Annotated in this window: 8 protein-coding genes and 1 pseudogene; 7 read left to right on the forward strand and 2 right to left on the reverse strand. The window is 33.4% G+C overall.

Translation table 11 applies throughout. The features are described from left to right. Positions 1-282 precede the first annotated feature (282 nt). The 6 genes and pseudogenes from ACPWTF_RS14085 (at position 283) to ACPWTF_RS14110 (ending at position 8817) form a co-directional block, all read left to right on the forward strand. Positions 283-753 carry a YceI family protein gene (locus ACPWTF_RS14085; protein ID WP_427871668.1) on the forward strand — a complete coding sequence of 157 codons (471 nt, stop codon included), beginning with the start codon at positions 283-285 and terminating at the stop codon, positions 751-753. A 108-nt stretch (positions 754-861) separates the two neighbouring features. Further along, on the forward strand, positions 862-1461 hold the full coding sequence (locus ACPWTF_RS14090; protein WP_427871670.1) for a TetR/AcrR family transcriptional regulator: 600 nt from the start codon (positions 862-864) through the stop codon (positions 1459-1461). A 91-nt stretch (positions 1462-1552) separates the two neighbouring features. Next, positions 1553-2888: pseudogene (locus ACPWTF_RS14095) on the forward strand (TolC family protein). Between the two features lie 12 nt (positions 2889-2900). Further along, entirely contained in the window at positions 2901-3968 is a 1068-nt protein-coding gene (locus ACPWTF_RS14100; protein ID WP_427871671.1) for an efflux RND transporter periplasmic adaptor subunit, read from the forward strand. A gap of 92 nt (positions 3969-4060) precedes the next feature. Continuing rightward, positions 4061-7237 (forward strand): efflux RND transporter permease subunit, encoded by a 3177-nt coding sequence (locus ACPWTF_RS14105; RefSeq protein WP_427871672.1) that lies wholly within the window; start codon positions 4061-4063, stop codon positions 7235-7237. A gap of 341 nt (positions 7238-7578) precedes the next feature. Beyond that, positions 7579-8817: a TCR/Tet family MFS transporter gene (locus ACPWTF_RS14110; RefSeq protein ID WP_427871674.1), complete on the forward strand. Its 1239-nt coding sequence runs from the start codon at positions 7579-7581 to the stop codon at positions 8815-8817. A 71-nt stretch (positions 8818-8888) separates the two neighbouring features. Here the strand turns inward: ACPWTF_RS14110 and ACPWTF_RS14115 are convergent, their stop codons facing one another. Continuing rightward, positions 8889-10877 carry a T9SS type A sorting domain-containing protein gene (locus tag ACPWTF_RS14115; protein WP_427871676.1) on the reverse strand — a complete coding sequence of 663 codons (1989 nt, stop codon included), beginning with the start codon at positions 10875-10877 and terminating at the stop codon, positions 8889-8891. Between the two features lie 53 nt (positions 10878-10930). Further along, positions 10931-11368 (reverse strand): retropepsin-like aspartic protease, encoded by a 438-nt coding sequence (locus ACPWTF_RS14120; protein ID WP_095929782.1) that lies wholly within the window; start codon positions 11366-11368, stop codon positions 10931-10933. Positions 11369-11622: 254 nt separating this feature from the next. On the opposite strand from ACPWTF_RS14120, the gene ACPWTF_RS14125 reads away from it, so the two are divergent. After that, positions 11623-12594 carry a CDC27 family protein gene (locus ACPWTF_RS14125; protein ID WP_427871678.1) on the forward strand — a complete coding sequence of 324 codons (972 nt, stop codon included), beginning with the start codon at positions 11623-11625 and terminating at the stop codon, positions 12592-12594. Positions 12595-12709: the final 115 nt, after the last annotated feature.

Consider the following 12709-nt stretch of genomic DNA (forward strand, 5'->3'; position numbering starts at 1 on the left):
AATATGAATTTCAATTATTGAAATGATTAAAAGCTTCTTAAAGAATTGGAAAGGGGGTCTTAATTATTCTCATTTCTAAGATGTTAAAATTTTTTATAAAAAACTTGGAAACTTTTTTGGTATTTAGAGTTTCCTGTCTATATTTGCAGCACTATAATGGAAACTAAGAACACTTTAAAAGTTTCCATAAGAGTTTGAATGATTTATAAATTCAATTAAATCAAGTATTTATGAAAACAAAATGGAACCTTAGATTCTAGTCAGTCAGATGTTTTATTAGAAATGAGAAGATCGAGAACTGCTTATATGGGTGGAAACACAAATAAATTTGATGGTTATGTAAACATAGAAGATAATGAGATTGAAGATGCTTCGGTTGAATTCTCTTTGGATATCAATAACAAAAATGAAAGTTTCCAATCTATAGATGCTTATTTACAGCTTCAAGACTTTTTTGAAGAAGATGAGCATCCAATTATTAGCTTTAAATCGACTTCATTTCAAAAAGTAAATCAGAATATCAATTTCTTCAAAGGAGATTTAACCATAAAAGATATTACAAGAGTAGTTGAATTGGATGCTGAATTTTTGGGAGAAAATATTTATAACGGAGAAAAGAAAGTAGCTTTTGAAATTAAAGGAAATATCAAACGAGAAGACTTTGGTTTAGATTTTAGCTCTTTTAATCATTCTTCTGGCGCCGCTTTGGGAAAAGACATCAAACTTATAGCAAATTTAGAATTTAGCATATAAATCTTACTAAAAGAATAAATTAATGTAAAATTATTACAAAAATATCGGAAACTATTTTTTTGATTTTAGTTTCCAAAGTATATTTGTAAGGCAATTCGAGAATTTAAAATGAAAGAGAAGATTATATCAAAAGCAAGCGAGTTGTTTTTAAAGCTTGGTTTTAAGAGTGTTACAATGGATGATATTGCAGGAGAAATGTGTATTTCTAAAAAAACGATTTACAAATATTTCTGCAACAAAGAAGTTTTGATTGAGGAAAGCACATCATTAGTTCATGGCCAAGTGCACGAAATCATGGACACGATTATAGCAAAGAATTATAACGCTATTCATGAGAATTTTGAGATTAGAGAAATGTTTCGTGATATGTTTAAAAACAACATTGACACTTCGCCAATCTATCAGTTGAAAAAACACTATCCAGAGATTTATCAGAACATTTTGTCTTTTGAAATTGATCAGTGTACGCAACTTTTTAGAGAAAATATCGAAAAAGGAATTCGTGAAGGACTATATAGAAGTGATTTAAATGTAGAGGTATATGTTAAGTTTTATTACACTCTAGTTTTTCATATAAACGAAAATACGGTTTCTGAAAGTGAAGCGCAAAGAATAGAGTTGGAGGCCTTGGAGTATCATACTCGTGCAATGGCAACCGAAAAAGGAGTAGAGGAATTAGAAAAGCAATTAAAAAAAATAAATAATTAATTATCCAAATTGTCGTCATTTATTCTGGGAGAGTTGTAAAAGATGAAATGACGATGCCATCTCAAATTTTTAAAATAAATAGTAACTACTTATGAAAAGAATCTTTCTTATAGTTTTGTGTACACTAGGCATAACTGCTGGCGCACAAGTCAAAACCTTAACCTTGAAAGAGGCTGTTACATATGCACTTGAAAATAAAGCCGATGCTAAGAAGGCAAAACTTCAGGTCGAAAACAGCGAATATAAAATTCAAGAAATACGCTCGAGAGCATTACCGCAAATAACTGCAAATGGTAACTTAACCTATAACCCTATCATTCAAACAACAGTTATTGATGGTGCGGGATTTGGACAGCCAGGAACGACAATTCAAGCTGCTTTTGGTCAGAAATGGACATCAACAGCTGGGGTTTCTTTAACTCAGGCAATATTTGATCAGGCAGTTTTTACAGGTTTAAGAGCAGCACAGTCTACGCGTGAATTTTATCAAATTAATAGTCAATTGACAGACGAACAAGTTATTGAAAGAGTTGCAAATAACTACTATTCTGTTTATGTACAGCGTGAAAGACTGATATTGTTAGACAGTAACTATGTAAATACTCAAAAGGTTCGTGATATTGTGCAAGGACAATTTGATAATGGTTTGGCTAAAAAAATAGATTTAGACCGTATTATTGTAAAAATGTCTAACATTGACACAGAGCGTCAACAAGTTAAAAATCAAATTGAACTTCAGGAAAATGCATTGAAATTCTACATGGGTATGCCTATCGAATCTCAATTTGTGATGCCTAAAGAAGAATTTGAAGTGGTTCCAACGTCTTTAACAGAAGAGCCAAATGTTGAAAACAGAACTGAATACCTGCTTTTAAAGAAACAAGAAGAGCTTTTAGTATTTAATAAAAAGGCAATTCAGGCAGAATATTATCCTACTCTTTCATTGACAGCTGGATATAACTATATAGGTCAAGGTGCCAGAATTTCCTTGGTTTGCAAAACCATCATCTGGAGTATACTGGTCAGATTTCTCTGGAATCGGATTAAATTTGAGAGTGCCGATTTTTACAGGTTTTGGAACTCGTTCTAGAGTAAGACAAGCTGATGTTGAAATCAGATCTCTTCAAGAAGATATCAAAGACACTAAACTTTCTTTGGATTTAGATTATAGAAATGCAATGACGCAGATCAATAATAACCTTGTAACCATTGAAAACCAAAGAGAAAATATGCGTTTAGCGCTTGATATTTTATCAAATACCAAAAACAATTACCTTCAAGGTTTAGCATCTTTAACCGATTTGTTAGACGCACAAAATGCATCGCTTGAAGCTCAAAATAACTTTACAAGAGCAGTTTTAAATTATAAAATTGCCGAAATATCTCTAATCAAATCGAAAGGCGAACTAAAATCTCTTACTAAATAACAAATTATTACAATGAAGAAAATAATTATAACAATCGTAATCATAGTCGTGGCTATTGTCGGGATTAACTACATTCTAAATAAGAACAAAACAGAAAACGAAGCGAAAACTGCAATTGTAGCAGAAAAAAATGCAGCCGTTTCTGTAAAAGTAGCTACAGTAAAAACAGAAGATGTTAACTTAGGTTTTACTGCAAACGGAAACTTTGCACCGATTCAGGAATTGACTTTTTCTGCTGAAAAATCTGGAAAAGTAATTAGTGTTTTAGTTAAAGAAGGTGACTACGTAAGAGTAGGGCAAACTCTTTTAACAGTAAGAGGCGATGTTATCAATGTAAACGCTCAAGCAGCAGAAGCAGCATACCAAAATGCAAAATCTGATTATGCTAGATATGAAAATGCTTTCAAAACAGGTGGTGTTACAAAACAACAATTAGATCAAGCAAAATTGGCTTTGACTAATGCGCAATCTAACTATACTCAAGCTAAAATTAATGTTGGAGATACAAGAGTAAAAGCTCCAATTAACGGATACATCAATAAAAAATATATCGAACCAGGTTCTATTTTAGCTGGAATGCCTGCAACTGCTCTATTTGATATTGTAAATGTTTCTAAATTAAAATTGACTGTTACAGTAAACGAAACGCAAGTTGCTAGTTTAAAATTAGGACAGACTGTAGATATTACAGCAAGTGTTTATCCTGATAAATCTTTTAGCGGAAAAATTACTTTTATCGCTGCAAAAGCAGATGCATCTTTAAATTTCCCTGTAGAAATTGAAATTACAAACAATGCAAACAATGACCTAAAAGCGGGTATGTACGGAACGGCAAACTTTGGTGCTAAAAACCAAAAACAAAACTTGAAAGTGGTTCCTAGAAACGCTTTTGTTGGAAGTGTGAGCAGCAACGAAATCTTTGTTGTAGAAAACAATGTTGCTAAATTGAAAAAAGTTGTAGCTGGAAGAATTTTAGGAGATAAAGTTGAAATCATTAATGGTTTAAATGACGGAGAAGTAGTAATTGTTACAGGTCAGATCAATTTACAAGACGGAAATACAGTAGAAATTATTAAATAATTATACCGCTTTAAGCCTTAAGCCATAAACGTTAAGCCTTTAATAAAAGCCTAAAGCCTACAGCATATAGCCTAAAGCCAAAAATAAGATATATGAAATTAGCCGAAATATCCATAAAACGTCCGTCGTTGGTAATTGTATTGTTTACAATTCTGACTCTTGGTGGATTGTTCAGCTACAGCCAATTAGGCTACGAGCTGATCCCAAAATTCGAAACCAACGTTATTACGGTTTCAACTGTATATCCTGGAGCTTCTCCAAGTGAGGTTGAAAATACAGTGACAAAGAAAATTGAAGATGCGATTGCGTCTCTGGAAAATATCAAGAAAATTGATTCTAAATCTTATGAATCTCTTTCTGTAGTATCGATTACATTGACATCAAATGCAAACGTTGATATTTCGATGAACGATGCGCAGCGTAAAATTAATGCTATTTTAAGTGATCTTCCAGACGATGCAGATCCACCGTCATTAACTAAATTCTCTTTGAGTGATTTACCAATTATGACGCTTGGTGCGAATGGAAAAATGGACGAAGCAGCGTTTTACGATTTGATCGATAAAAAGATTGCTCCAGTTTTATCTCGTGTACAAGGGGTTGCTCAGGTAAACATTATTGGTGGTCAAGAGCGTGAGATTCAAGTAAACCTTGACGCAGTAAAAATGCAAGGGTACGGACTTTCAGTTCCTCAGGTGCAGCAGACTATCTTAACTTCGAATCTGGATTTCCCAACGGGTAACATTCAAACTCGTAACCAAAAAATATTAATTCGTTTAGCGGGTAAATATAAAAATGTTGATGAATTAAGAAACTTAGTAGTTTCTTCACAAGACGGAATTCAAGTTCGTTTAGGAGATATTGCTGATGTTCAAGATACACAAAAAATCGCGGAGAAAATTGCGCGTGTAGATCAAAAAAGTGCGATTGTACTTCAAATTGTAAAACAGTCAGATGCTAATGCCGTTGCGGTAAGTGAGCAATTGATTAAGACAATAAAAACTTTAGAGAACGATTATAAATCGGCTCAATTGAAATTGGAAGTAGCAAAAGACAGTACGGTCTTTACTCTTGAAGCAGCAGATTCTGTTGTACACGATTTGTTAATTGCGGTTATTCTGGTAGCTTTCGTAATGTTGTTTTTCTTGCACAGTATTAGAAACTCCTTAATCGTAATGGTGTCTATTCCAGCATCTTTGATTGCAACATTTATTGGTATCTATTTATTAGGTTATACCCTTAACTTAATGTCTTTACTTGGTTTATCTCTTGTTGTTGGTATTCTTGTGGATGACGCGATTGTGGTATTGGAGAATATTTATAGACACATGGAGATGGGTAAAAGCCGAATCCGTGCAGCTTATGACGGAACTGCCGAAATTGGTGCAACAGTAACTTCGATTACATTAGTAATTGTGGTAGTGTTCTTGCCAATTGCAATGAGTACAGGATTAGTATCGAACATTATTACACAATTCTGTGTTACGGTAATTATCTCTACGATGTTCTCATTATTGGCTTCGTTTACAATTATTCCATGGTTATCTTCTCGTTTTGGAAAACTAGAGCATATTGAAGGTAAAAATCTTTTTGGAAAAATTATTCTTGGATTTGAAAGCTACTTAACTCGTTTTACAAACTGGGTATCAAACTTGCTTAACTGGTGTTTAGATCACTACATTAAAACAATGGGAGTTATTCTGGTATTGTTTTTTGGTACGATCTTCTGGTTAATGGGAGGTGGATATATTGGAGGAGAGTTCTTCGCATCATCTGATAGTGGTGAGTTCTTGGTTCAAATTGAGATGCCAAAAGATGCTTCATTAGAGCAAACTAACTTTATGACGCAAAAAGCAGAAGCTTTCTTAAAAGGAGAGAAATATGTTTTCAGCCAAATTACAACTGTAGGACAAACCAGTGAAGGTTTAGGAGCTGCTCAGGCAACTGCTTACAAAGCTGAGATTGACGTTAAAATGATTGATCAAAAAGATCGTACGGATGATGCCAATGTTTATGCTGCAAAAGTAAAACGTAAATTAGAAAAAGTTTTAGTTGGTGCAAAAGTTAAAACGGTTCCAGTAGGTATTTTAGGTACTGCTGAGGATGCAACTTTAGGTTTGATTGTAACAGGTCCAAACGTAGAAAGCGCGATGAAATTTGCAAAAATGGCTGAAGCTGAATTACGTACTATTCCTGGAACAACGGAGATTAAATTAACAGTTGAGGATGGAAACCCTGAGATCAATGTTCAAGTTGATAGAGATAAAATGGCCGCTTTAGGATTAACACTTCAAACGGTTGGTTTAACTATGCAAACAGCTTATAGTGGTAATACAGACGGTAAATTTAGAGCTGGTGAATACGAATATGACATCAATATCAAATACAACGAATTTGATAGAAAAAATATCACAGATGTTAGTAACTTGATTTTTATCAACAATGCAGGTCAGCAGATTAAATTAAATCAATTCGCAACAATTACTGAAGGTTCTGGACCAAGTAAATTAGAGCGTAGAGATAAAACGGCTTCTGTAACTGTACAAGGTCAGAACGTTGGGGTGCCAGCAGGAACAATTGTACAGCAATGGCAAGCAAAACTGGATAAATTGCAAAAACCAACTGGAGTTAACTACATCTGGGGTGGTGACCAAGAGAACCAATCTGAAGGATTTGGTACTTTAGGAATTGCATTATTAGCCGCTATTATCTTGGTTTATCTTGTAATGGTTGGATTATATGATAGTTTCGTTCACCCGTTTGTCGTATTATTTGCTATTCCGCTTTCGTTCATTGGAGTTTTATTCGCTTTAGCGTTAACAAACAACACTTTAAATATCTTTACGATCTTAGGGGTAATCATGTTGATTGGTCTAGTGTGTAAGAATGCGATCATGCTTGTCGATTATACCAATCAGCGAAGAGCAGCTGGAGAATCAATTAGAAATGCTCTAATCCAAGCAAATCACGCTCGTTTACGTCCGATCTTGATGACAACAATTGCGATGGTGTTTGGTATGTTCCCGATTGCATTGGCATCTGGAGCAGGAGCTGAATGGAAAAACGGATTAGCATGGGTAATCATTGGAGGTTTGATTTCATCATTATTCCTTACTTTGATTGTTGTGCCAGTTATCTACGACATTATGGAGAAAATTATCCGTAAGTTCTCTAAAGGAGAAAAAATCGATTACGAAGCTGAAATGCATGCCGATTATGAGCATACAGAATTAAGCGAAGACGGTTTTAATCCGAAACATACACATTAATAGTTTTGATTTTCAATAGAAATTCCAAAGTCCGAAATTGGAATTTCCCCATTAAAATCCCAAGTTCCTTCAATTAGGAATTTGGGATTTTTTTATGGATTAAAATATAACCCGTGGTTTCAACCACGGGTACACCATGTATATAATACGTCTCCCGTGGTTGAAACCACGGGTTATGTTGATAAAAATGATGAATATTGGAGAAGATCAGATTGAAAGAAATCTGCGTTTATTAAATTGGAATTTAGAATTTGAACTTTGGAATTTAAACATTGAGATTTGGAATTTTTCTATTGTTAATTGAAAAATCTGTTTATTTGCATCACCTTACTAAAATAATTATGCTACAAAAAGATAAGTCAGCAGCTATTGGTTTTATTTTCATAACCATGTTAATAGACATTACAGGATGGGGAATTATTATTCCTGTAATACCAAAACTAATCGAAGAATTGATTCATGGAGACATCAGCGAAGCGGCAAAAATTGGTGGCTGGTTAACTTTCGCGTATGCGATAACTCAGTTTGTATTTGCTCCTGTAATTGGAAATTTAAGTGATAAATTCGGAAGAAGACCAATCATCTTAATTTCCCTTTTCGGATTTTCTTTAGATTATATTTTACTGGCGTTCTCGCCAACCATTATCTGGCTTTTTATCGGAAGGATTATTGCTGGAGTCACTGGTGCGAGTATTACAACCGCTTCGGCTTATATTGCCGATGTCAGCACTCCTGAAAATAGAGCTAAGAATTTCGGATTAGTAGGTGCTGCTTTCGGACTAGGATTCATAATCGGACCAGTTATTGGAGGGCTTTTAGGCCAATACGGATCACGAGTTCCTTTTTATGCCGCAGCCATTTTATGTATGGTAAACTTTCTTTATGGATTTTTTATTTTACCAGAATCACTTAAAAAAGAGAATCGTAGACCTTTTGATTGGAAACGTGCCAACCCGATTGGAGCTATTTTAGGTTTGAGAAAATATCCAACTTTAATTGGTTTAATTGCTGCAATATTTTTGTTGTATGTAGGTTCTCATGCTGTACAAAGTAATTGGAGTTTCTTCACCATTTATCAATTTAATTGGGATGAAAGAATGATTGGAATTTCGTTAGGAATAATCGGTCTTTTGGTAGGAGTTGTGCAAGGAGGATTGGTTAGATACGTAAATCCGAAGATTGGGAACGAGAAAAGTATTTACATCGGTTTAGCTTTATATACAATCGGAATGCTGTTGTTTGCTTTTGCAACAGAAAGCTGGATGATGTTTGTGTTTTTAATTCCGTATTGCCTTGGCGGAATTGCTGAACCAGCACTTCAATCTGTTGTTGCAAGTAAAGTTGAGCCAAGCGAGCAAGGAGAAATTCAAGGAACTTTAACCAGCTTAATGAGTGCTTCTTCTATTATTGGTTCGCCAATGATGGCCAATACATTTTACTTTTTCACGCACGATGATGCACCGTTTAAATTTGCAGGAGCGCCTTTTATTTTAGGAGGAGTTTTAATGTTACTAAGTACAGTTGTTGCTTATTTTTCGTTGAAAAAACATGCTGTTCCGCAAACAGAAATAGAACAATAAAAAGATATATTTTAAAGTAAAAAAGCCTTCATATTTAAATTATGAAGGCTTTTTTTATTTGTTATGAAGTTTTATTCTTTAATGAATTTCACTGCTTTTTCTTTTCCGTCAGATTTTATATTTAAAATGTACAGACCAGAAGCAAGATGTGACAGATCTATTTGAGCTTCGGTACTATTTAATTTTTTTGAAATAACAGATTGTCCTGAAACAGAGAAAATTTGAATGTCTTCAATAACTGATCTGTTTTTGACTGATAAAATATGTTTTACAGGATTTGGGTAAAACTGAAAACCAGTCAAGTCAAAATCTGGATTAGAAAGCGAACCATTTAATTTTGCAGTTACAGCAAGACGTTCTTTACTCTCGATTCCGTTTATAGTTTGAGAAGCATAATAAGTTACGCCATCAACCAAAACTGTCGATAATGGTAAAGAAGGCTCTATGGCAACTTTACTTGTTTTTCCGGTTGGAGAAGTTCCGGGTCTACTGTACCATTTAATGTTTTGACCATTAATAACAAGATCACCTAAAGTTTGCCCAGATTTAAACTCTAAAACCATTTCTTTTTTACCATCTATTAAAGGCGCTGGCGGATTAACCGTTATGTATAGCATGGTGTAACAGCCATTTTCATCGATAACATAAATTTCATGATTTCCAAAACTTACATTTGTAAAGACATTATTAGCCACACGTTCGAAAGGATCTAAAGAATAAAGATATTTTCCAGTTCCTCCAACTGCATTTACAGTTATGGTCTGATTTTCAATATTTACACTTACAATTATTGGATCAGGCTCGCTTATATGTATTATTGATGATCTTATACTGCAGTTTACGGCATCAATAACATCAACAGTGTAATCTCCCACTCCTAGATATTTAAAAATATTAGACGATTGCGGGTCTGTTAGTTGAGTTCCAATGGCGTTTCTAAGTTGGAATTTGTATGGAAAAACACCGCCAGTTGCATTTGCTTCAATTGATCCGTCTGCTGCTGATTTACAGGATACATTTTTGGCTGTTAAATCAACAGATATTGGGTTATATTGTCTTATAAGAATGTTTTGTGTAAATGTACAGTTTGCATCATCTTTTGTTGTTATAGAATAAGCGCCTGGTTCTAAGTTGTTTAAAGTAAAGTTAGATGTTTGATTAGTTATATAAGGAGCACCATTTATAGAATACTGGTATGGCAGTTTTCCGCCTTCGGTAACAATTTTAATTGAACCTTTGTTATTACAAGTAGTATTGGTTATCGCAGCCATTGAAGATAAAGTAGATTTATATTGATTGACTGTAACGTTTGTTGAAGCAATACATCCAACTTGATCTTTTATGTATACAGTATGAGTTCCCGCTTTTAATTCGCTTGATACATTTGAGGCGGAGTAATTTTTTCCATCAAAAGAATAAGTATAAAAAGATGCCCCTCCAGTTCCTGTGATTGTAACAACATCTTTATCGCCGCAACTAACACCTTCTGTAACAGTTGCATTTGCAATCAATGGAGTATAGCTACCTACTTGTATGTGTAAAGGATTATTGAGAGGTGCACAATTTTTACTGTCTCTAATCAGAACTGTATAGTTTCCAGGATCTAAATAGAAGAAATTTGTAGGCTTGTAAGTTTCTCCATAATCAAGAGAATAATAATAAGTGGTATTGCCTCCTGGCACCACTATCATAATTTGTGATTTTGGTTGATCACAAGTTATTGCAGTTGTGAGATATTGAACTTCAAAAGACGGATAGAAACTTAACTCAAAATAGTTAATGCTAATAGTGCCATTATTATTTATTCTGGCATATATAGTGCGAGGATTATAAGAAGAATACCTGACAGGATCAGGTATTGCATTTACATTATTATTAGCATCTTCCAGACTTAGATGATAGCTGACGGTTGTCTGCAATGGATTTAAATTTCCAATTAGTTCCGCACTTTTAGTAGTCAAATCAAATAAAGGATAATTTTGGCAGGTTTCAAGTTTGCTAATCTGAGCAAAAATTAAAGTAGGCAATAAAAAGAGAAAACAAAGTAGAGTTTTTTTCATACAGATATATTTGTTAAAATAGCTCAACAAATATATCAAAAAAAGGGATTGTCTTATTTTAAATACAAATAATGGTTAAAATAGTCAATAATTGCTTTTCCTTGCAATAAAACATCGGCACCGATAATACCGTGAACTGGTTTTGCTTTGTATGATTCTAATGCTTCGTTTACATGTGAAAGATCAAAAATGACAATGCTAAAATCTTTACTTTTCCAGCTGCCCAATTGCAGTTTATTTTGAGACGAAATCTGTGTTGCCATTCCGGTTCCTCCAGCTCCAGAAGCTTTTGTTTTAGAATTTTTTGCAGCAAGTTCAAAACGTTCAATAGACTCAAAACCTACACAAGTATTGGATGCGCCTGTATCTAAAATAAAATTTCCAGAATAGCCATTAATTTTAGCTTTAATTAGCAAATGCTGTGTTTTGGTTATTTTAAACTTTATTTTTTTGTACTTCTCTATTTTGAGAATTTCGTGAAGATTTTCCATTCCTAGTATTGATTGAAACTCAAAAATAAAGCAATTAAACCCAAAAAACTAATGATATGCAAAAGATATAATTGGAAGGCTTGTTGGAGTTTCAAAATATACGTAAGGTTTGTTTCCTATTTTTATCCTTTTAAATTTTTAAAGCTTTTTTTAAGTTTTTTTTGATTATATGTAGTTGATTATAATGGGGTTACCTTTTGTTTTTTAAGATTTTTAGGATTCTTTTTTTTAAATTAGCTATAAAATGCTTTTTTATGGATTTAAATACAATTCATCCGGATCAAAAATATATCGACGGACTTGCTGCAAATGACTCGGTAGTAATTGAAATGATATATAAAAAGTTTGCGCCCAAAGTGGTCCAGTTTATAACCAATAATTCTGGAGACAAAGATCAAGCGCAGGATGTGGTTCACGAAATCATGGTTTTGCTTTTTAATCAGGCGAAAGCGAGAAAACTTCACTTAACATGTCCATTTGATGCCTATTTTTTCTTGCTTTGTAAAAGACGATGGCTAAACGAACTCAAAAATTCTGCTCATAAAGATGTAACAATTTATGAAAACGTGGTATCTGTTAATGAATCTGCTCACGAATTGATTGCTCAAACAGAAAAATTTGAAGAAGAACAAAAGCGTTACGGAAATGAAAATAAACAGGAAATAGAAGAGGATAGAGTTGCTTTTGAAGGAAACCTGACTAAAATTTCAGATAAATATTTCAATAAAAAGAAACATAAAACAGCGTCGCTTAAACCTTGGTATTTTGCCGTAGCAATTTCTATAATTGTAATGTTCGGATTGTTTTTCTTTGATTATAGACATTATCCTAATTTTGAAGATTATAACCATCCAGAAAGTGCCTATTTTACAGAAAGAGGCGTTTCTGAAGCCATTTTAAAACAAGCAGAAAATAATTTTAACGGAAAAAGATATGAAACCGCGATTCCGATTTTTGAAAGTATTTTGAAGGAAAACAATTCAGATGAAATAAAATATTTTTATGCTGTTTCATTATTGCAGGTAAGCAAATACGTAAAAGCAGAAACCATTTTTAAAGAATTGGAAGCCGGAAATTCTGTTTACAAAGAAAAAGCAAAGTGGAATCTGGCTTTATCTAAGCTAAAACAAGGAAAATATAACGAATGCAAAGCCATTTTACAGACCATTTCGCAAGACTATGAAGGCTATGATGATGTAGAACAATTACTTGAAGAATTGGAGTAAAATTAAATTATTAAGAAAAATTTTATCTCTTTACGGGAAACCTCAATCGAATTTGGAATTTTAGTTCTAAATTCGATTTTCTTTTTAAGGAATAGCCCAAAATCAATTTAACCTA

This window comes from Flavobacterium sp. MMS24-S5 (assembly GCF_050320125.1).
Lineage (GTDB): Bacteria > Bacteroidota > Bacteroidia > Flavobacteriales > Flavobacteriaceae > Flavobacterium > Flavobacterium tyrosinilyticum.